Annotated in this window: 18 protein-coding genes and 3 tRNA genes; 11 read left to right on the top strand and 10 right to left on the bottom strand. The window is 66.1% G+C overall.

Features of this window, described 5'->3' with window-relative positions; genetic code table 11:
* The first annotated feature begins 78 nt into the window (after nucleotides 1-78).
* The 4 genes from G6034_RS17085 (at nucleotide 79) to G6034_RS17095 (ending at nucleotide 1374) form a co-directional block, all read left to right on the top strand.
* Nucleotides 79-152 (top strand) — tRNA-Ile (locus G6034_RS17085).
* Nucleotides 153-189: 37 nt separating this feature from the next.
* Entirely contained in the window at nucleotides 190-309 is a 120-nt protein-coding gene (locus G6034_RS19595) for a DLW-39 family protein (protein ID WP_343038135.1), read from the top strand.
* 23 nt (nucleotides 310-332) lie between these two features.
* Nucleotides 333-408 (top strand) — tRNA-Ala (locus G6034_RS17090).
* A 96-nt stretch (nucleotides 409-504) separates the two neighbouring features.
* Nucleotides 505-1374 carry an EamA family transporter gene (locus tag G6034_RS17095; protein WP_176636315.1) on the top strand — a complete coding sequence of 290 codons (870 nt, stop codon included), beginning with the start codon at nucleotides 505-507 and terminating at the stop codon, nucleotides 1372-1374.
* 111 nt (nucleotides 1375-1485) lie between these two features.
* On the opposite strand, the gene G6034_RS17100 is transcribed toward G6034_RS17095, so the two are convergent.
* On the bottom strand, nucleotides 1486-2397 hold the full coding sequence (locus tag G6034_RS17100) for a hypothetical protein (RefSeq protein WP_176636316.1): 912 nt from the start codon (nucleotides 2395-2397) through the stop codon (nucleotides 1486-1488).
* A 140-nt stretch (nucleotides 2398-2537) separates the two neighbouring features.
* Here G6034_RS17100 and G6034_RS17105 point away from each other — a divergent pair, with 140 nt between their 5' ends.
* Together G6034_RS17105 and G6034_RS17110 are read left to right on the top strand one after the other, a co-directional pair.
* A complete protein-coding gene (locus G6034_RS17105) occupies nucleotides 2538-3080 on the top strand; it encodes a peptidylprolyl isomerase (protein WP_176636317.1) in 543 nt (180 codons plus the stop codon).
* 113 nt (nucleotides 3081-3193) lie between these two features.
* Nucleotides 3194-4054 (top strand): rhomboid family intramembrane serine protease, encoded by an 861-nt coding sequence (locus tag G6034_RS17110; RefSeq protein WP_176636318.1) that lies wholly within the window; start codon nucleotides 3194-3196, stop codon nucleotides 4052-4054.
* Between the two features lie 33 nt (nucleotides 4055-4087).
* Here G6034_RS17110 and G6034_RS17115 read toward each other — a convergent pair whose 3' ends face one another.
* Entirely contained in the window at nucleotides 4088-4642 is a 555-nt protein-coding gene (locus G6034_RS17115; protein ID WP_176636319.1) for a flavin reductase family protein, read from the bottom strand.
* A gap of 565 nt (nucleotides 4643-5207) precedes the next feature.
* Between G6034_RS17115 and G6034_RS17120 the strand changes: the two genes are divergently transcribed.
* Both G6034_RS17120 and G6034_RS17125 read left to right on the top strand, forming a co-directional pair.
* Nucleotides 5208-7862 carry a helix-turn-helix domain-containing protein gene (locus G6034_RS17120; protein WP_176636320.1) on the top strand — a complete coding sequence of 885 codons (2655 nt, stop codon included), beginning with the start codon at nucleotides 5208-5210 and terminating at the stop codon, nucleotides 7860-7862.
* Nucleotides 7863-8249: 387 nt separating this feature from the next.
* Nucleotides 8250-8570 (top strand): hypothetical protein, encoded by a 321-nt coding sequence (locus tag G6034_RS17125; RefSeq protein WP_176636321.1) that lies wholly within the window; start codon nucleotides 8250-8252, stop codon nucleotides 8568-8570.
* 3 nt (nucleotides 8571-8573) lie between these two features.
* Here G6034_RS17125 and G6034_RS17130 read toward each other — a convergent pair whose 3' ends face one another.
* Nucleotides 8574-8828 (bottom strand): cell division protein CrgA, encoded by a 255-nt coding sequence (locus tag G6034_RS17130; RefSeq protein ID WP_176636322.1) that lies wholly within the window; start codon nucleotides 8826-8828, stop codon nucleotides 8574-8576.
* A 233-nt stretch (nucleotides 8829-9061) separates the two neighbouring features.
* Between G6034_RS17130 and G6034_RS17135 the strand changes: the two genes are divergently transcribed.
* The gene (locus tag G6034_RS17135; protein ID WP_176636334.1) at nucleotides 9062-9823 is read left to right on the top strand and encodes a class E sortase; all 762 of its coding nucleotides are present in this window, start codon (nucleotides 9062-9064) and stop codon (nucleotides 9821-9823) included.
* A 169-nt stretch (nucleotides 9824-9992) separates the two neighbouring features.
* A complete protein-coding gene (locus G6034_RS17145) occupies nucleotides 9993-10631 on the top strand; it encodes an anthranilate synthase component II (protein ID WP_176636324.1) in 639 nt (212 codons plus the stop codon).
* Between the two features lie 12 nt (nucleotides 10632-10643).
* Here G6034_RS17145 and pknB read toward each other — a convergent pair whose 3' ends face one another.
* From pknB to G6034_RS17180, 7 genes are read right to left on the bottom strand one after another with little or no spacing between them, the layout of a single operon-like run.
* Nucleotides 10644-12551, bottom strand: a complete 1908-nt coding sequence (gene pknB / locus G6034_RS17150) for a Stk1 family PASTA domain-containing Ser/Thr kinase (RefSeq protein ID WP_176636325.1) — start codon at nucleotides 12549-12551, stop codon at nucleotides 10644-10646.
* 52 nt (nucleotides 12552-12603) lie between these two features.
* Nucleotides 12604-14379, bottom strand: coding sequence for a protein kinase domain-containing protein (locus G6034_RS17155; RefSeq protein WP_176636326.1), 1776 nt, complete (start codon nucleotides 14377-14379; stop codon nucleotides 12604-12606).
* Nucleotides 14376-15833, bottom strand: coding sequence for a peptidoglycan D,D-transpeptidase FtsI family protein (locus tag G6034_RS17160; RefSeq protein ID WP_176636327.1), 1458 nt, complete (start codon nucleotides 15831-15833; stop codon nucleotides 14376-14378). The genes G6034_RS17155 and G6034_RS17160 overlap by 4 nt, the downstream gene beginning before the upstream one ends.
* The gene (locus G6034_RS17165) at nucleotides 15830-17200 is read right to left on the bottom strand and encodes an FtsW/RodA/SpoVE family cell cycle protein (protein WP_176636328.1); all 1371 of its coding nucleotides are present in this window, start codon (nucleotides 17198-17200) and stop codon (nucleotides 15830-15832) included. Before G6034_RS17165 ends, G6034_RS17160 begins: the two co-directional genes overlap by 4 nt.
* Complete coding sequence (locus G6034_RS17170) at nucleotides 17197-18906, bottom strand: PP2C family protein-serine/threonine phosphatase (RefSeq protein WP_176636329.1); 1710 nt, start codon at nucleotides 18904-18906, stop codon at nucleotides 17197-17199. Before G6034_RS17170 ends, G6034_RS17165 begins: the two co-directional genes overlap by 4 nt.
* A gap of 2 nt (nucleotides 18907-18908) precedes the next feature.
* Nucleotides 18909-19394 (bottom strand): FHA domain-containing protein FhaB/FipA, encoded by a 486-nt coding sequence (locus G6034_RS17175; RefSeq protein WP_343038136.1) that lies wholly within the window; start codon nucleotides 19392-19394, stop codon nucleotides 18909-18911.
* Entirely contained in the window at nucleotides 19391-20200 is an 810-nt protein-coding gene (locus tag G6034_RS17180; protein ID WP_176636330.1) for an FHA domain-containing protein, read from the bottom strand. The genes G6034_RS17175 and G6034_RS17180 overlap by 4 nt, the downstream gene beginning before the upstream one ends.
* Nucleotides 20201-20599: 399 nt before the next feature.
* On the opposite strand from G6034_RS17180, the gene G6034_RS17185 reads away from it, so the two are divergent.
* A tRNA-Leu gene (locus G6034_RS17185) sits at nucleotides 20600-20682 on the top strand.
* Nucleotides 20683-20948 lie beyond the last annotated feature (266 nt).

Genomic DNA, 20948 nt, shown 5'->3' on the forward strand with positions numbered 1-20948 from the left:
TACAACCCGGACCCGCCGATTTGGGACTTTGGGATTGTGTGGGGTAAAGTTTTGTCTCGGCCCGATGCGGGCCAGAGGGGGCGTATAGCTCAGGCGGTTAGAGCGCTTCGCTGATAACGAAGAGGTCCCAGGTTCAAGTCCTGGTACGCCCACGGAGCAAACCCGGTTCTTGCGTAAGGCAGGTGCGATGTGAAGAAGTTGCTGGTGGTCATGGCAGCTCTTGGTGCCGCGGCCTTTCTGAACAAGAAGTGGCAGGATTCCAAGGTTGCGAAAGCGGCCTGGAGCAAGGCGACAGACACGGTCAACTAGCCTCCACACATGAACCACCCCATGGGGGCATGGCGCAATTGGTAGCGCACCTGCTTTGCAAGCAGGGGGTTCGGGGTTCGAGTCCCCGTGCCTCCACCATGGAAGAACACCCCGGCCCGCGCGGCCGGGGTGTTTTTGCTTTCAGCACCCTCGGCCCCGGCGGGATGCCGCCCGCCCATGACCTAGTGTTGAGTCGTGATCTTGATCCTGGCCGTAGTCGGCATTTTGGGTGTTTCGGCTTCGGGGCCCATCATGGCCGCCACGGCCGCACCGGCACTGACCATCGCCTTTTGGCGCAATGCCATAGGTGCCGCGGCCATGGGCACGCCCGTGCTGCTGCGCAATCGGGCGGCCCTCAAGGGGCTGACACGCGCGGAGCTGAAATGGTCCGGCATTGCCGCCGCCGCCCTGGCCCTTCACTTTGCGTGTTTTGTCACCTCGGTGAAGCTGACCAGCGTTGCCGCCGCAACGGCCCTGGTATGCCTGCAGGCGGCCTGGATTGCGCTGTTCCAGTGGACGCGCGGACGCCGCCCCGCCCGGGCCATCATCCTGGGCCTGGGCGTCTCGCTGCTTGGGGTGGTGGCCATTACCGGATTCGACGTGGGAGTGTCCTCCGCGGCACTGACCGGCGACGTCCTGGCCCTGGCGGGCGGCGCGCTGGCCGCCATTTACACCCTGGCCGGCTCCAAGGCCCGCAAGAGCATGTCCACCACCTTGTACACGGGGCTTTGCTACTCCATGGCCTCGGTGCTGCTGCTGGCCATGTGCCTGGCGGCCCGCCAGCCCTTGATCCATCTGCCCCCCGAAGCTTGGTGGGGGATCATCGCCGTGACCGTGGCGGCCCAGCTCCTGGGCCACACCATCTTCAACCACCTGCTCGCCACCATTTCCCCCTTGGTGGTGTCCATGATGATCCTGCTGGAAATTCCCGGGGCGGCGCTGCTGGCGGGATATTTCCTCGGCGAGACGCTGCCCGCCGGCACCTATGCCGGACTGGCGCTCATCATCGCCGGACTGGCCGTGGTGGTCCTGCAGCAGGGCCGGGGCGGCATCAAGGCACAATAGATTCAAGGCACAATAGATTCAAGGCACAATACGAAGGGGCCCGGACCGGAACCGGCCGCGGACCCCTTCATGCCGCGGCGCCCCACAGGCGCGGCTGCGGCCGTCGATGCTTTATTTGTTGGGATCCTTGGGCTTCGGGGCCGCGTGCCTGCCCTCATCCGAGGCCGCCGGATTGGCGTCCTCCGTCGTTGCATTCACCTGGCCGTCCACGGCAGCGTCCGGGCTGGCAACGTCCTGGACAACGGCGTCGGCCGCGGGGACGGGGGCGGGGACCTCGGCGTCCTGCGCCGGCACAATTGCCGGGGCGGCAGGCGCGGCGGGTGCCACGGACACGGGCGTCTTCCACGGATCAGGCACCGGCTTGGAGGCCTTCCAGGCGGCAACGCCGGCAGCCGTCGCGGCAGCAAGGACACCGAGCACGATCCAGCCCTTGCCGCCCTTCTTCCGGCTCCTGCGGAGTTCCGCGGCGGCTGACTTCGCCGCCTTGGCCGCAACCTTTTCGGCGCGCTTGACCGCCTTCCTGCCCCCGCCGAGCCTGGCCGCCACAACGCGGGCCTGCTCAGGCGCCTTGGACGTTTCCAGGGCAGCGGCCACGGAATTTGCCGCGTCGCCAAGCTTCTCGGAGAATTTCGGAATGAATTCGCCCACCACCTTGTCGCGGGCCGCCGCCAGGGCCGGGGTGGCATTGTCCAAGGCAACATGGAGGCGTGGGGCGGCCTCGTCCACCGCGTCGGAAATCCTGGGGGCCAGCCGTTCCAGGCCTTCCTGGAGCCGGGGGGCGACGGCTGCGACGCCGTCGGCGGTGTACTGGGCGGCCCTGCGGATCCCGTCCTGGACCTTGGGCGAGGCCGTTTCAATGCCCTTTTCGATGCGGGGCGCCGCCCATCCCCAGGCCGCTTCCACGCGGGGCGCGGTCCATTCCTTTGCGGTCTCCACACGGGGGCCGGCCCACTCGCGGGCGTTGTCCACCCCGGCGTTCAGCGAGCCTTCCAGGCCATGGGTAAAGCGATCCACTGTCTTCACGTTTTCCTCCAGGTGTCGTCCGTCTTTCTTTGTTAGCCTACGTCGGTCGGTGTCCGCGTGCTATCCCCCGGCAGTTCGCCCGGCGCGGAATGCAGGCACCCGGGAGGAAAATTGCCAGTTTGGCGTGGCAGAATGGCGCCATGACTGCTACCCCAACCGCAAAAGCAACCATCAGCACGAGCCTGGGCGACATCGAGGTATTGCTCTTTGGCAACCACGCGCCCAAGACCGTCAAAAACTTTGTGGGCCTGGCCACCGGTGAAATCGAATGGACCCACCCCGCCACCAATGAAAAGTCCAACGCCCCCCTGTACAACGGGACTATTTTCCACCGCATCATCAAGGACTTCATGATCCAGGCCGGCGATCCCCTGGGCCGCGGCGTGGGCGGGCCCGGCTACCAGTTCGACGATGAAATCCACCCCGAACTGAACTTTAACGAGCCGTACAAGCTGGCCATGGCCAACGCCGGCCTCCAGGGCGGGCGCGGCACGAACGGCTCGCAGTTCTTCATCACCACCATCCCCACCGGCTGGCTCCAGGGCAAGCACACCATCTTCGGCGAAGTGGTGGACGCGGGATCCAAGGCCGTTGTTGACGCCATTGAAAGCGTAGCCACGGGTCCCGGCGACAAGCCGCGCGAGGACGTTGTCATCAACTCCATCACGGTGGAGAACGTCTAAGCACTCCTTCGAATCATCCGGCCGCCGGCGGCACGGCTTGCAGGGCCCGCGCGCCCTGCGGTCCTACCGCCGGCGGCCACTAACTTTTCCATCCCGTTACGAGGATCCAAGCCATGAGCCTTCCGCTTCCGGGCGCCGGTGCCCCAGCCGGCGCCCCAGTCTGCCCCCGCCACCCCGACAGGGTCTCCTATGTGAGCTGCCAGCGGTGCGGACGGCCCACGTGCCCGGAATGCCAGCGCAGCGCCGCCGTCGGCGTGCAGTGCGTGGACTGCGTGCGCGAAACCGCCAGGAACATGCCGGCGCGACGGACCATCTTTGGCGGCGCCGTGCGGACGGGCCGTCCCGTGGTCACGCTCACCATGATGGCCATCTGCGTTGCGGCCTATGTGCTGGACCTGGTCATCCCGAACGGCCTCGTCTTCCGGATGTTCGCGTATGCGCCCTTCTATACGGAGAGCGAACCGTGGCGCATGGTCACCTCGGCGTTCCTGCACTCCACGAACATCATGCACATTGCCTTTAACATGTACGCGCTCTGGATTCTGGGCCAGGCCCTGGAACCGGCGTTCGGCCGCGCCCGCTTTGTGGCCATTTATTTCATCAGCGCCCTGGCGGGTTCGGTTGGCGTCCTGTTGATGACCCCCATCGACACGACCGTGGTGGGTGCGTCGGGCGCCATCTTTGGCTTGTTTGGGGCATTGTTCGTGGTGCAGCGCAAGCGCGGCGGCGACCTCCGAGCCATCATCGTCCTGTTGGTCATCAACGCGGCCCTGGGCTTTTTCATCCCCGGCATCGCCTGGCAGGCACATCTCGGCGGACTCGTGGCCGGCGCATTGTGCGCCGCAGTCGTTGCCTACGCACCCGTCAAGAACCGCAACATCATCCAGTGGGGCGGCATGGCCACCGTCGTATTGATCATGGTGGGGCTGACCCTGTACAAGGTGTCGACGTTCCCTGCCTTCACCATCGGCTGACGTCGGGCCCGCATTCGGCGGTCCGGTCCGGGGCTACTGCGGCTGGATGCTCCGGTAGTCCCCGGCATAGTGCAGCAGCGGCGACATGGCCGGCTGCCGAACGGTGGCGCTGCCCATGGAAACCACCTGTCCGATCACCAGCAGGTGGGTCGCCTCCTCGTGCACAGCCGTGGTTGCCAACTCAAAATAGGCCAGACCGCCGTCCAGGACGGCACAGCCCGTTGCCGGTCCGCGCCGGAACGGCACCTGCGACAACAGGCCCTCGATCGGCGCACCCGGGCTCGCGAGCCAATTTGCCTGCCTGCGCTGGCCGGCCGCAAGCAGCGTCAGCGCCCATTGGCCCGACGCGGCAACGGCCTGGGCAATCCTTGACCCCTCGTAGAGGCTGACCAGCATTGTCGGAGGGTCGTAGGACACTGACAGGTAGGCGCTCACCGTCGCGGCGTAGTCGCGCTTCCGCCACACAGTGCTGACAACCCCCACTCCGGCCGCCTGCTCCGCGCTGAGACGGCGGTATTCGTCGATGTCGGCCTGGCCCGGCTCCTGGGGGGAAAACTGTTGGGATTCGAGCGGGCCGGTGATTTCCATGGTTCCATCGTCCCACGCATCCGGACTTGTCCACAGGACTGTCCACACATGGGCATAACTTACAGAGCTGTAGTTCTAGTAACTGAAAATCCATCGAACAAGGCTTTTCCACAGCGTTATTCACAATGGGTATAAGTTACACACATGTAATTCCACAGCTGTGGATTACTTTGCGGCGGGAAATTTGTGCAGCGTGAGACCCACCTTGCCCAAGGTTATCCACTTCTGTGGATAACCTTGTGAACAACTGCCGAGACCACAGTTTTCGAAGACCGCCTGTGGACAGCCTGCGAAAGTTGTCAACGCCGGTGGATAAGTGTTCTACGGCTTGTGGAAAGATACCCACACTGTGGATAAGTATGGGGACAAGGTGTGAACAACGATGCCTTGTCGATGGACACATGGCGGTAATGTCAGTCACAACCCCTAACATGTCGACTAATAGGTGGCTCGTCCATAGAATAAGGGCGGGGCATGCGGCGGGACTTTGAGAATGATTCAGCCGCATATGGGGACTGCCGTTTCCGGAGCACGCTGCGGACATGGTGCAGGAGGGGGGAAACGCATGGCGCGCCGGGCTGACGTGGATGACATTGTTGCGCAACTCAAGGACCGCTCGTCAAGGGGCGTCCTCATCGTAGGACCGCACGGCGCAGGCAAGACCTGGATGCTGGGACGGGTCATGGAGGCCCTGGACCCCGGCTGCACCACCATCAGGCTGTCCCCCAGCCAGGCCCTGTCCTCCGTGCCTTTTGGGGCAGTCAACGCCCGGATCGGGCAGGACCTGATTCGCAGCAGTGACTTTTACGCCGTGTTGCAGGGCCTGATGGACCAGGTCGAGGCGGCCGTGGCGACCGGCAACAGGGTGTTCCTTCTCGTGGACAACGGCGAATACCTGGACGGCCAAAGCGCGGCCGTCATCACCCAGGTGGTCATGTCCACCGAGGCCAAGCTGATCCTGGTGGACCACCCGGGCGGCCACCGCACCCACCTGCGTGAACTATGGCGCGACGGCTACCTGGCCCGCTTCGAGCTGGCCCCGCTGAAGTCCGCGGACGTCCAAAAATTCATCGGGGACGTCCTGGGCGGCACCGTGTCCATTGCCGCTGCCGACTACCTCTCCAGCAGGTCCGCCGGGAACCCGCTGGTCCTCAAGGGGCTGGTTTCCGGCGCCCTGGAAGAGGGGACCCTGCAGCAGGTGGACGGGGTCTGGGTGCTTGACCATCCGGGCGACCACCTCGGCACCGAATCACGCGATTTCCTCCAGATGGACCTTGACCAGCTGGAGCCGGACTCCCGGCGGATGATTGAAATTCTGGCACTGGCCGGCCCGCTCCCGTTGGACGTGCTGCTGGATCTGACGGGCACGGACACCATCGACGACATCCAGCAGCGGGATCTGGTGAGCATCTCTCCCGGCGCGACCCTCATGATGGGACTCTCCCGACCCGCCACGGCCGGACCCATCCGGCACATGGTGCCCATTGGACGGAGCCGCCGCCTCCTTGCCGACGTGTCCAACGTGCTTGTTCCCGGCCCGGATGCCGGAGCGGACATGGTCATCAACTTCACGCGGTGGACGCTCGACTGTGGGCTGCCGGTTGAGGACGGCCGAATCGTCGCTGCGGCTGCCATGGCCAACCAGCACCTGCGGCTCAACGACGCCATGCAGTTCAGCAGCCTGCATGTCTCCGCCCAGCATTCGGCGGCCCTTCTGGCGCAGCGGTCCATCGCGCACCTCAACCACAACTGGGTGGACCAGGCGCGCACGCTGGCCGCCAAGAGCCTGGAGCTGGCACGCACGGCCGACGCCGGAGCTGCCGCCCTCCGGGCCGTCCACCTCGCCTACTTTGCCGACCGCGAGTACGAGTCCCACTTTGCTGCCGGGCTTGCCACCTATGAGGGCAGGTTCGGCCCGGTGGCCCTGGGCCCGGAGGCGGACCGGCCCGCGATTGACGTCATGATTTTGCAGGCGACGAAGGAATTGACCTTGGGCAACGCCGCCGAGGCGTCCAGGCGCCTCGGCGGGCTGTTGGCGCATCCCCTGTGTGCCAACCGCATTGACCAGACCCTCCTGAAGTCCATGATGTGCGAGATTCTCGCCACCACCGGGCGTCTGACATCGGCCACCAGGCTCGCCCGCGAGGTCATTGCCGAGCTGCAAAGCGACGACGGGTTCCCACGGCCGGACATCGCCCTGTTGGCCTATGCCCGCGCAGTGGCGGCCTTCATTTACGACGGGAACTGGGAACTGGTCAGGGAGTCCCTGGATCCCTCCGTGTTCATCAACCCCGACCTGATGCTGTTCGCCGGAGGACTCCGCGACCTGGGCGCGGCCATGGCGCGGAGCAAGCTCGGACACATCGACGAGGCACTGGCATCCCTGCGTCCCGCAGTCGCCGCGCTTATCGACTACGACCCCTGGCTGGTCCTCCCCACGGCCCTGGGGCTGTTCGCATACTGCCTGGCGCTGCGGGGCGATGCTCCCGGGGCCAGGGAGCGGCTCGAGCAGTTCCACGCCGTGGAACGCCGTGGCAGCAGGTTCTACCAGCTGGAGGGCACGGCCTTTGCGGCCGCCGCGGCCGCCATGGCCGGGAATCCGCAGGACGGCACCCGCCGGCTGAAGGAACTCCGGGCAGATTGCCAGGCCCTGGGCTATGCGGGAACGGAACTGACCGTGCTGACGCTCCTGGTCCGCATCGGTGACACCTCGGAGGCCGGCCGTCTGGCCGAAGTCGCCGACATCCTTGAATCCGGTTACAGGGACTTTTACCGCCAATGGGCCCACGCCCTCCTCTCGGGTGACCCTGATGCCCTGGACCTGGCCAGCACCACCGCCATGGGACACGGCTTCGAGTTGATTGCCGCCGAGCTCGCCACGCTTGCCCAACGGGGCTACGCGGACGATGGCAAGGTACAAAACAGCCGGAAGACCGGCACCAGGGCCATTTCCATGCGGGACAAACTGCCCGGACTGGTGTCACCCGTCTTCAAGTCCAACGACCTCCCGCAAATGACGCGGCGCGAACTTGAGATTGCACAACTCGTCGCCGAGGGGGAATCCAACAATTCCATCGCCGAGCAGCTGGGAGTGTCACTGCGCACCGTCGAGGGACACCTCTACCGGACCTTTATCAAGCTGGACCTTCAGTCCAGGGAACAACTCGCGGCCCTGGTGCGGGAAAGCCAAAGGGCCGACGCGGGCGCAACCGCACGCTAGCGGGTAGCGGCCCGCGGGCTAGAGTGGCTGGTCCTCCAAAAATAGAGTGGACACCACTCGAGATCGCAGCCCCGGCGGTCCCTAGCCTTAAGGAGCACGCCCCGCCAGGCGTGCGGCCTGTCGGCTGGCCGGACCAACCTCCGGACACTGGCGGGGACCAGACTCTCCAATGCCACCGTGCAAAGGGGAAAGCGTGGCAGCCAAGTCCCCCAGCTGGCTGCCACAGGGCAGCAGGCAAAAGCCCCCGCCTCCCCCGCGGGGGCTTTTGTCCGCCCGTGCACCCTGTGCCCGAACGGCGTGTGCAGCCTAGACTGAAAATACACAGGCCATGAGCCAGGCCGCCGGCCTCGGCAGCCGCAAGGAAACCGTGGGAAGTTGGGTGGAGCAATGTTCGGGAACGAATCAGGCGGGCAGGCGCGTGATGGCAGCGGGAACGAGCCGGAGGAGGACCGGGGACGCTACGTTGAAGGCGTTTACGGCAAGGCGGGATCGGAGCCCGGCCACCACGCCGCGGATGGCCAGGGCCAGTACGTCGAGGGTGACTATGGCCGCACCGGTTCTGAAGGCGCAGACCCGGACGACGCCAGCGGGAGGTACGTGGAAGCGGACTACGGCAGCGCCGGCGACGTCCCGGGGCACGGGACCGCCGAGCCCAGGGGCGACTATGTCAGCGGCGACTACGGCGACGCCGGTGAGGTGGAGGAGTAGGCCCTAGCTGCGCCAGCGGGTGGTCATCATGAAGCCCGCAAGGGCAATGGCAAAGCCGATGCCGATGTTCCAGTTATTGATGTTCGGAATCGGGAATTTGCCGTCAGAGATGTAGTAGGTGATGATCCAGAACAGGCCCACGAGCATCAAGGTCACCATGACCGGAAGGAACCATGCCGCGTTTGGCTGCTGTGCCTTGGAAGACGACGTTTGGGCAGGACCCTTGGTGGGGCGGCGGCGCGGTTTGGACTCGGGCACTGTGGCACTCCTCGACGTGGGTGTTCAGGCAGCTGACTCGCTGTTGCTTGGACGGCTGCCCAAGCCAGCGGTGTGCCGGGAAAGTTCTTCCGCGGCGCTGAACTGCCGGTATTGTTGACGTAATTCTAGCTGCAATTGCCGAACCGCGGATTGCACCGGCCCAGCCGTCGCCTGACAAGTCGCCCGACAAGTCGCCTGACAACCCGACAAGGAGTGTCCACCGCGTGGTCCGTATGCCAGAACATGCCGGGCCGGCGCGGAGCGTCGTCCGGACCGTGGTCCAGGTGGCGGGGGAACTGCTGGTCACGGCCGGGCTGGTCTTGTTGTTGTTTGTGGTGTGGGAGTTGTGGTGGACCAACATCGACGCCGACAACGCCCAGCAGCGCGCCGTCGCCACGTTTGTGCGTGACGCCAGCGGCCCCGTGGCGCCCGTGGCCGCGCCGGGCCCGGCGTCCGGGGACCATGGGGCGCCCGTGGTGGCGGCGGAGGTTAACACCCCGGGGACTGTGTTGGGCGTGGTGTACATTCCCCGGTTCGGCAAGGACTACAACAGGCCCCTGGTGGACGGCACGGCGCCGGAGCAGCTCAACACGCTGGGACTTGGCAGGTACGAATCCTCGGCCATGCCGGGGGCCGTCGGAAACTTCGCCATCGCCGGCCACCGGCAGACGCACGGAGCCGTGTTGGATGCCATCCACACGCTCGTCCCGGGAGACAGGATCTACGTCCAAACCAGGGCCGGCTACTACACCTACGTTTTCCGCAATAATGAGATTGTGCTGCCCACCCAAACCGACGTCCTCCTGCCCGTGCCCACCCGGCCCGGCGCCAGGCCCACTGAGCGGTTCCTGACCATGACCAGCTGCAACCCCCGGTTCGGATCCGCCGAAAGGATCATTGCCTACTCCGTCATGGAAGCCTGGCGGCCTGCAAGCGCCGGCCCGCCCGCGGCCATCGCAAGCCTCGTGGCCGCCACCCGGGCGAAGGGGCGGTAGCCGTGTACGGATGGATCTTTCGCCGCCTGCCGGGGCCCCTGTGGTGCCGCATTCTCACTTCCGCCCTGCTCATCGCCGCGGCCGTCCTGCTCCTGATGCAGTTCGTCTTCCCGTGGTTGAACCAATTCAACCCGCTCAACGATTCAACGATTGGTGGTAGTTCCCAGCCATGACCACACGCATTTTGGTGATCGACAATTACGACAGCTTCGTTTACACCCTGGTGGGGTATCTCCAGCAGCTTGGCGCCGAAACCACAGTTGTCAGGAACGACGACGTCACCATGGCTGAGGCTGTTGAGCTCGCCACGGCGCGTGACGGGGTCCTGGTTTCCCCCGGGCCCGGCACGCCGGCCGAGGCCGGCATCTGCATCGAGCTGATCCGCTGGTGCGGTGAAAACGCCAAGCCGATGTTCGGCGTCTGCCTTGGCCACCAGGCCCTCGCGGAGGCCTACGGCGGGGTGGTCACCCACGCCGAACAGCTCATGCACGGAAAGACCAGCAGCGTCTTCCACCATGGCAGCGGCCTTTTCGCCGGGCTGGCCAGCCCCGTCACGGCCACCCGCTACCATTCGCTGGCCGCGGTCCGGGAGAGCATTCCGGAGGTGCTGGAAGTGACGGCTGAAACGGCGGACGGCGTGGTCATGGGCCTGGCCCACAAATCGGCGCCCCTGTGTGGTGTGCAGTTCCATCCGGAATCGGTCCTGACCGAGGGCGGCTACCAAATGGTCGGGAACTGGCTTGAAACCGTCGGATTGAAGGGTGCTGCCGCGCACGCGGCAACCCTCAGCCCCCTCATCAACAACTGACCGGCACCCGCCTCAGTGCCCCCGGGGCGTTGGCGGCGTCGTGGGCTGCCTGCCCTTCTTGGGCGGGGTGGGCGTTGGCGTCGGTTTCTCCGGGGCCTTGGCAAGGGTGACCGTGATGAGGGTCCTCTGCGGCACCTCGGTGCCGGCACTCTCCGACTGCCCCGTGACCATTCCGGGTGCCACGGCCGTGTTGGTCTGGTATTCAAAGGTGGCCTGAAGCAGCGGGGATGCCTTGTGGAGGGCGTCCCTGACGGCCTGCTGCACCTTGGCCGGGTCCGCGGTCAGGTCGAACAGGGACGGCATGGCCACCTCCCCGGTAGAGATTTTCAGGGTGATCCTCTGCCCCACCGGTACGGTTTCACCCGGCTTGGGGTCCGTGGTCACCACCAGGTTCGCCTGGATGGTCGGATCGTCAACAAAGTCGTTGGGCTCGAAGACCAGGTTGAGGGTGGACAGCTCCGCCCGGACCTCGGACTCCGTCCGTCCCGCCAGGTCCGTCGGGATCTTGACCTCCGAGGGCCCCTTGGACACGAGCAGCACGATGGAGGAGTGCACGGACAGCAGGCCCCCGCTGGGGGGGTCCGTCCCGATCACGTCGCCGGCCGCGACGGACTGCGAATATTCCGTCGTGGGCTTCGGGTCTAGCCCGGCCTCCAGCAGCTTGGTGGTCGCGTCGATCTCATTCATTTTGGCCACGTCCGGGATGCTCACCTGCACCGGAGGGGGCGGCTTGGCGTTCAGCAGGTTCCAGCCAATGTACCCCCCGCCGGCCAAAATCATCGCCAGGAACACGAACAGCGTCAGCACCCAGGCCCGGCGGCGGCGCCTGACACCGCGGTCGGGTTCCTCGGGCCCTTCGGAGGCACCGCCGTCGTCGGTCGTCAGGGCGCCTCCCGCCAAAACCTTCGCCATGGCGCGGGTGGCCGGGCCGCCGTCGTCGTACCCTCCCGCGGCGGCCACGGCCACCGGCGAGGCAGCCAGGGGCCGGGGGACCGGGGCGGCCACGGCGTCCAGGGGGTCCGTGACGGCGGGGACCACGGGGGAGGCCAGCGTGACCCCCGTCCGGGCGGCCCGGAGCGCCCGCCGGAAGGACGCGGCATCCTGGAAGCGGTCCTTGCGGTCCTTCTGCAGCGCCTTCAGCAGGACACTGTCCAACGCCGGGGACACCTCCGGCTTGAACGAGCTCGGCGGCGGAGGAAGCTCCCGCACGTGCTGGTAAGCCACGGAGACGGGCGAATCGCCCGTGAACGGCGGCCGCCCGGCCAGCATTTCGTAAAACAGGCAGCCCGCCGAATACAGGTCGCTGCGGGCGTCCACGGACTCGCCCCGCGCCTGTTCCGGCGACAGGTACTGGGCGGTGCCCATGACCGTCTGGGTCTGGGTCATGGTGGCGGCCGAGTCGGAGAGGGTGCGGGCGATGCCAAAGTCCATGACCTTCACGCCGCCGGGATGGCCCTCGGCATCCTCCACCACCATGACGTTGGCCGGCTTGATGTCCCGGTGGACGATTCCCGCGCGGTGGCTGTATTCCAGCGCGGAGAGGACACCCAGCGTGAAGTCGATCGCCTGGTCCATGGTGATCGAGTCCGCACGCACCAGGTCCCGCAAGGTCTTGCGGCTCACGTACTCCATGACGATGTAGGGCAGCTTGGCGCCGTCGCCGAGGGGATCGCCGCTAAAGTGTTCCCCGGTGTCATAGACGGCGACAATCGAGGGGTGGTTGAGCCCCGCCACAGCCTGGGCCTCCCGCCGGAAACGGGCCTTCAGCTGTGCATCCCGGGCCACGTCGCCGCGCAGCAGCTTGATGGCCACGGTGCGGCCCAGCCGCAGGTCGCGGGCCATGTACACATCCGCCATGCCACCGCGGCCCAGCAGTTCGCCAATCTCGTACCGTCCACTGACGACGCGGGGAACATTCATGGTGTCAGTGTCCTTTCACTTGCTTGGCGGTTCGGGCGGGGTGGCGGTGCTGTTATTTCGTGGGGGTCGCGGTCGGCGGGTTGGGCGGCGCCGTTGGCGCCGCCGGCCCGGTTGACACGTAGTAGGTCACGATCGACCCCTTGGCGGCCTGTGAACCGGCCGTGGGAACAACCCGGGCCACGGTGCCGGCGGGAACAGTGTCCGAGGCTTCCTCGGCCCGGGCGGGCAGGAAGCCGGCGTCCGTCAGGGCCTGGTCATAGGCGTCGGCCTTCTGTCCGCGGAAGGAGGGCACGGTGGCCATTTCCGGTCCCTTGGATACGGTGACGGTGACTTCGGTGCCCGGGGCCAGCGGGCCCGTGGGCGACAGCTCCGCGACGTCGCCGGCGGCAACGTCCGCATTGAAGACATCGTCCCCGCGCTTGACCTTCAGCCCCCGCTGTTCCAGCGTCGTCCGCACGGCGTCGAAGGGTTTCCCCAGGAATTCGGCGGCGGAAATGAGCACCGTCGCCGGAGCCGCGGTGGTGGGTTCCTGCGTCGGTGTCTCGGAAGGCGTTTCGGACGGCGTCGTGGCGGGCGCGGAGCTCACCGTGGGGGCTGCGGACTTCGTGGCCGCCGGGGTGCCGTCGAAAACTCCGAGGCTTTGCAGCAGCAGCGCCGCAACGGCAAACAGCAGGAGGGCGATCAAGGCGACCGCCGGCCACGTCCACGGACTGCGGCCGCGCTTGACGGGCTCGTCGGACGTTTCCTCGGAATCAAGATCGCCCATCAGCGAATTCTCGTCCGGGTCATCATGCCAGGCGCGTTCGGCGCCGAGTGCCTCCGCGCGGGTGGCGGCGGCCCCGGCGGCGACTCCCGCGCCCACCAGGGGAAGCGCCGTCGTGCTTGGCTCCGACACGCTGCCCACCACGGAGGTGGGGGCCGTGGCGTTGATGTCAACGGGCGCCGTGATGGGGCCCGTGGTGGCCTCGAACAGGAGCATGCCCGGCACGGCCGCGTGTGCAGCCGTGATGTTGCCGGTCCGGATCGCCTCGGCGGCCTCGGCGAGTTTCAGGGCGTTGGCGGGCCGGTTGGCCGGGTCCTTGGCCAGCATGGACATCAACAGCGCGCGGACCGGTGTGGGCAGGGTGTCCGGGAGCGGCGGCGGGGCGTCGTTGACCTGCGCCAGGGCGATGGCAATCTGCGACTCGCCGGAGAACGGCCGGTGGCCGGTGATGCACTCGTATCCGATGATCCCGAGTGAATAGATGTCACTGGAGCCGGTGGCCACCTGTCCGGTGGCCTGCTCGGGGGCCAGGTACTGGGCCGTGCCCATGACCTGGCCGGTCTGGGTCAGCGGCACCTGGTCGGCCAGGCGCGCGATGCCGAAGTCGGTGATTTTCACCCGGCCTTCCGGGGTGATGAGCAGGTTGCCGGGCTTGACGTCGCGGTGCACCAGACCCTGGGCGTGCGCCACGGACAGGGCGCGCGCGGTCTGGGCGATCATGGACAGCGTCCAATCGGCGGACAGCACGTGTTCGCGTTCGATCAAGGCGGAGAGCGGCTCCCCGGGAACCAGTTCCATGACCAGGTACGCCGAGCCGTCCTCCTCACCGTAGTCAAAGACGTTGGCGATCCCCACATGGTTCAACAGTGCCGTGTGCTTGGCCTCGGCACGAAAGCGGGCCCTGAAGCCGGGATCCCCCGTGTATTCGTCCTTGAGGATTTTGATCGCGACAATGCGGCCCAGGACCAGGTCCTGCGCCTTCCAAACTTCGCCCATGCCGCCGATGGCAATGCGTGAGGTGAGTTGGAATCTGCCGCCTAAGGTGATTCCTGAAGTAGGCCTCACTTTTTCAACACCGCCTTGAAGAGTTTGCTTGCGTTGGGACTTGTCAGTGCCGCGCCGGTCGGCACGTCAACATTGGGCATCATGATGGTGACCACGTACTGCGGATCATTGGCCGGCGCGAAGCCGGTGAACCATGCATTGTTCAAACCAGTATTGCCGACTTCCGCGGTACCGGTTTTGCCGGCCACCTGCACGCCGGGAACGGCGGCCGCACCTGCAATGCCGTTGTCGACGACGCTGACCATCCAGTCCCTGATCTGGTGGGCGATCTCCGGCGTGGTGGACTGCCGCAGGACTTCCGGCTTCAAGGTTTCCACCGTCTTCAGGTCAGGTGTCCGCACGGTCTGGACCAGGTTGGGCTTCATCTGCTTGCCGTCATTGGCAATGGCCGCCGTCATCATGGCGATTTGCAGCGGAGTTGCCGTCACGTCCTGCTGGCCGATCGCGCTGCGGGCCAGGGCCGGGCCGTCCAGTTTGCCCGACGAGCCGGGGAACTGGCTGCCCGTGACGGCATCCGGGAAGGTCAGGGACTTGTCGTTGAAGCCGAACTTGTCCGCCTGCGCCGTGATGGCATCCTGTCCCAGGTCCAGGGCGATGCTGGCAAACGGCGTGTTGCACGAATTCTCGAGGGCAAAGGTGAAGCTGGCCTTGTCCTGCGTGTCGCACTGGCCGTACAGGTAGTTGGGCAGCGTATAGGCGATCCCGGGAAACTTCATGGCCGCCGGATTGGGCAGCACGCTGTCCTTGTTGTACTTCCCGGACGCGAGTGCGGCCGCCGTGTCGACCAGCTTGAAGACCGAGCCGGGCGCGTACGTCTGCTTGTACGCCGCCGAACCAAACAGGTCGATGCCGGGCACATTGACCAGCTTTGCGTATGCCGCGTCGACGGACGCCTGGTCGTGGCTGGCCATGAGGTTGGTGTCGTAGGACGGTTTGGAAACCATGGCAACGATGGCGCCCGTCTTGGGGTTCATGACCACGATGGAGCCGGCGACGCCGTCGGGGATCATGTCGTAGGCCATCTTTTGAATGGCCGGATCGATGGTCAGCGCCACCGACTGCCCCTGCGGCCGGACACCGGTGAAGGCCTGTGAAATCCGGTCGAACAAGGCCTCGTTGGTCGTGCCGGCCAGCTCGTCGCGCATGGCGGACTCCAACCCGTACTGGCCGGCGTACTTGCTGAAGAAGCCGGTCAGGCCCGCATAGAGCAGGGGGTCGTTGTACTTGCGCTGATACTTGCAGTCCGAATCCGTGGCCACGGATTCGGCAATGGGATGCCCGCCCACCAGAATGGGGCCGCGGTCGCTGCAGAACGTCTTCAACAGCTGGCGGTTGTTGCTGGGGTTGGCGTTGAGCGAATCGGCGTCGAAGAACTGCACATAGGAGATGGAGCCGAAGAGCAGAACGAACAGCGCGATGGCCACGATCCAGGAATTTCGAATGGCCTGGTTCATGATGCGGGCACCTCCTTCCGGGACTGGTCATCGGGCTTGGCGGCCGACTCGGCCGGCCTCCGGGCGGCATTGGAAATCTTCAGTAGCAACGCGACGATGATCCAGTTGGCCAGCAGGGAGGAACCGCCGGCCGCAAGGAACGGCGTTGTCAATCCGGTCAGCGGGATGAGCCGGGTGACGCCGCCGATGATGACGAAGCACTGCAGCGCAAAGGCAAACGACAGCCCCACGGCCAGCAGCTTGCCAAAGGAATCCCGGGTGCCCAGCGCCGCACGGAAGCCGCGCCCAATCAGCAGGGCATAGAGGCACACGACGGCGAACAGGCCCACCAGCCCGAGTTCCTCGCCAATGCTGGCGATGATCATGTCGCTGTTGGCCAGGGGGACGCTGTCCGGGGAACCTTCGCCCAGGCCCGTTCCCAGCAGCCCGCCGTTGGCCATGCCAAACAGGCCCTCAACCACCTGGAAGCTGCCGCCATTGGCCCCGATGTACTGGGGATCCAGCGCGTGGATCCAGGTGTCGATCCGGCGGGTCACGTGCGGGAAGATGCTGTACGCGGCATACCCTCCCACCGCCATCAGCACCAGCCCGATGAAGACCCAGCTGATGCGGCTGGTGGCCACGTAGATCATGACCATGAACAGGCCGAAGAACAGGATCGACGTGCCCAGGTCGTGCTGGAACACCAGCACCCCCACGCTGGCAATCCACGCGACAATCATGGGCCCGAGGTCGCGAATCCTCGGCAACTGCAGGCGGCCCAGCCTCTTGCCGGCCAGAAGGATCAGGTCCCTGTTGGAGGAAAGATACCCGGCAAAGAATATGGCCAGGGTGATCTTGGCAATCTCGCCGGGCTGGAAGCTGAAGGGCCCAAGCTTGATCCAGACGGTGGCCCCGTTCACGTCGCCGGCCGAGATGCCCGGAACCAGCGGCAGGATCAGCAGGAAGGCGGAGAGTGCCAGGGAAATGTAGGTGTACCGGCGCAAGACGCGGTGGTCCTTGAGCAGCCAGAGCACCGACACCGCGGCGGCCACCGCCAGACCCGTCCAGAGCCACTGGCGCTGCCCGGCGGTGTCCCCCGTGACAATGTCCAGACGGTGGATTACTGCCAGCCCCAGACCATTGAGCGCCACCGTGACGGGCAAGATCACCGGGTCCGCATATTTTGCGCGGAACCGCAGTGTTACGTGGACGGCCAGTGACAGGCCGGCCAGCACGGCTGCCTGGGTGTAGAAGTCGTTGTCAAAGGTCCGGCCCAGATTGAGATTGACAAGGGCGTTGGCCATGACGCCCATGCCCAGGGCCAGGACCAGCAAAAGCAGTTCAATGTTGCGGCGCGGCTTGGCAACAGTCATCAGTTGGCTCATTGTCCACCTCCGGGGGTGCATGTGGGGGCGGCTGACGGCGTGGCCGAAGTCGGGGACGCCGCCGGCGCCGCGCCGGACGGTTTCACGGCGCCGCGGGACGGCTTCGGCGTGGCTGTTGCCTTCGCAGTGGCCTTCGGCGTCGCCTTGGACGTGGGAGCCGTACCGCCCGGCGTGCCGAAGGGGGAACGGGTGGCCGGAACCAGCGCGCAGGGCGGGGTGCTGGTGCCGGTTCCCAGTTGCAGGTCGCTGATGATTTGCTCCGCGGCGCCGAGCGAGGCGGCCGGGAGTGTCTGGGCCACCAGCTGCTGGGAATATTCCGGCAGGGACGTGACGGACACGGTGGTCTCGCGCTGCAGATGGGACAGGCGAATCGGGCCCAGGTTTTGGGACACCCCCTGGAAGATGGCCACGTTGCCGTGGGAGACCCCCACGAAATACTGGGTTTGCGTCCACGCGAAGGCAGCCCAGGCCCCGGCGACGATGGCAATGGCTGCCAAACCGCCCACAATCGAAAACAGCCAGCGCCGGTAGCGGGCGCGGGGCAGGGACTGCTCGGTCTCGTCCTCCGACAGCGCAGCCTCGACCGGCTTGTGGGTCAGGACGGTCGCAGCCCGCTGCGTGGCGGGATGGCGGGCCAGCTGGGGGATCTTCCCTTCGGCATTAGCCGTGAGGGCGGCCCCCACGAGTTCGTGGGGGCGTTGCGACAGTTCAAGGCGCACCACGGCGGCGCGAATGTGGGCGTCGAGTCCCTCCGACGCGTCATCTCCGCCGTCATCGCCGGTTGCTGCGGCCGCATCGGGACCGGCTGGCGAGTCAGCAACCGGGGACGACGTCGCGCCCGGTGCGCCGCCGCCGTTCCCGCCGCCGGCAGGCACCGGGGAGAGGGAGGGAAGGTCCTGCTCGTCGGGGACGGTGCCGGGAGCATCGTTGCCCGCTATGGTGTCCAGCGCCGCGGTGGTGGTGTCCTCCGGGGTGGCCTCGGCCACGTCGAAGACCACCACGGTGACGTTGTCCGGGGAGCCGGCGGCCAGGGTCAGGTCAATGAGGGTTTCGGCGCAGTGCGCCAGGTTGCTGGTGTGCCGGACCACTTCCTCCACCGTCTCGTGGCGGACAAAGTTCAGTCCGTCGGAGCACAGCAGCCAGCGCTCACCGGGTTCGGCGTCGAAGTATTTCAAGTCCAGTTCCGGGGAGGCATCCACGTCGCCCAGGACCCGCATCAGTACGTTCTTGTGGGGATGGACCTCGGCCTCGGCCTCGGTCATCCGGCCTTCGTCAATCATGCGCTGCACGAAGGTGTGGTCGGCACTCATCTGCTCGAAGACGCCGTTCTTGAGCCGGTACGCCCGCGAGTCACCAATGTGGGCGTAGGCCAGGCGCCGCCCGGACAGCAGGAGTGCGGTCACAGTGGTGCCCATGCCGGCCAGCTTGGGATTGACGTGGACCAGCTCCGAGAGGAGGGAATTGGCCGTCTGGATTTCGTCGGCCAGGTGGGTGCCGGGGTCGTCCCCTGCATATCCATCGCGGTCCAGGTGGATCAGGTCCAGCACCGTCGAGGCGCTGGCAACGTCGCCTCCCGCGTGCCCGCCCATGCCATCTGCAACCACGGCGAGGTGTCTGCCTGCATACGCGGAGTCGTCATTCTTCGCCCGGACCAGGCCCATGTGCGACCTTGCCGCAAAGCGCAGGATCAACGGGTGTTCGGTCATCCCTACGGCCTCAATTCGATGACCGTTTTGCCGATCCGAACCGGGACGCCAAGTTCAACGGGCAGTGCCCGCGTCAATTGCGTGCCGCCGAGGTATGTGCCGTTGGTGGAGCCCAGGTCCTCAATGAACCAGCGCGTGCCCTGCGGAAACAGCCTGGCGTGGCGGCCCGAGGCGTAGTCGTCCTCGAGCACCAGCGTGGCTTCCTGGGCCCGCCCCAAGAGGATGGGGGTGCCGGAGAGCTCCAGCGTGGTTCCCGTCAGTGGCCCTTCAGTCACCACGAGCTCGCGCGCCTGCGCCTTCGCGGGGGCGGGCTGTTCGACCAGTTCAGGATGCCTGCGGGCCTGGCGTGCCGTGGGGGCGCCCACCTTGGCCTTCCGGCCGATCACCAGGTCCCGGCGCATGGCAGCCACAACGCTGAAGACCATGACCCACATCAGGATCAGGAAGCCGAACCGCAAAATGGTGACTGTCAGGCTGAGATCATTCACGGGCGGCCGCCATTCCGTGCCGGCAGGATGCGGAAGGTGATCTCTGTCCGGCCCATGGTGATGGTTGTTCCGTCGGTCAGCTCGGCGCTGCCGTGCACCCTGTTGCCATTGACGTAGCTGCCGTTGGTGGATCCAAGGTCGACGGCGGTGCTGACGCCTCCGCGGGTGCGGATCTCCAGGTGCTTCCGGGAGACTCCCGTGTCGTCAATGAGAATGTCCGCCTCGGACGACCGGCCCAAAGTGATGGAGCTGGCATTAAGTGAGTACCGCTGGCCATCTATGTCCAGTACGGGCCGGCCCGCGGGCACGGCTTTCCGCGGAGCCGGTTCCTGGCGCTTGTACATGGGAGCGGGCGGCTGCCTCGGCTGGACGGGGGCGCGTGCCGGGGCTGCCGGCGGCGGGGCCGGGCGCTGCGTCGCGGGGCTGGAGGGCTGGTTTTCCTTCTCGGTGGCGGAGGCCACCTCGAAATTGCCTGCCCGCAACTCTGCCTCGTGGTTAAACGTGACGCGGACCGGGCCCTGCAATACATAACCCTGGCTGCGTGAGTGGTTGATGACAACATCGCAGAGCTCCTCGGCGAGGGCCACGCCCCAGGAGCGCGCTCGTTCAAAGTCGGTGTCGCCCAGCTGGATGTTGAACACATTGGGCGCCAAGGTGCGGCCGGCGTCGAGAGTCATGGCCTTGTCATCAAGTTCACGGCGAAGGGCGCTGGCAACCTCTACGGGCTGCAGGGCCTTCGAACCCCGGGAGAAGGCGCCGCGAACTGCCTTTTCAATGCCTCTTTCAACATTGTCGAACAGTCCCATGCTGTCTCCTCCTTTCGTTTGGGTGTGGCACGTGGCGGCCACCGGCAATCTTCGGTCCCGTGGCTGTCCCTGCACGGCATGAAAACATGCGTTAAGGAACAGTCGCCCGCACGTGGGGCAACGATCCACATCGTCGATACTACTGGGCGCGGCTTGGAATGACCTTATTGAGGGCCTTGTTTGGGCTGGAATTCCTACCCGGGGATGAGTCCGCGCACCATGCCCTGGCGCCGGGCAAAACCGCGGGTTCAAGGGGCGGCCGGACGGTTTGGTGGGCGGCGCCGGACGTCAACACGCCGCCCTGCATCCGGCCGTTTAGGAATTTGGCAAGCTGTCCTATATGCTTGATCTCGCTGTTCCACTGAAACCCGTAAGGGAAACGGTGGAAACCGGCAAAACGCGCGAGTGGCGGAACGGCAGACGCGCTGGCTTCAGGTGCCAGTGTCCGAAAGGGCGTGGGGGTTCAAATCCCCCCTCGCGCACGTTGATGAACGAAGGTCCCTGACAGAACCAAGTGGTTCTGTCAGGGACCTTTTCGTTTAACCAGTCCCTGGCCTGGGTCTCCGGTGGCTGCCGGCCTGCCGCCCAAGTGTCTGATGCCCACCCGTCTTGTGCCTATTCAATCCCTTGTCGGCTGTCGGCTGTCGGCTGTCGGCTGTCTGCGCATCCGCGGTCCGGGGAAAGGCCGCCCTGCAACCCGGCAGCCATCTGTTGCCCAACCCGGGACAAGCGGACCCCCGGTCGATTT

The sequence above is a fragment of the Arthrobacter wenxiniae genome, from assembly GCF_013376105.1.
In the GTDB taxonomy this organism is placed as follows: domain Bacteria; phylum Actinomycetota; class Actinomycetes; order Actinomycetales; family Micrococcaceae; genus Specibacter; species Specibacter wenxiniae.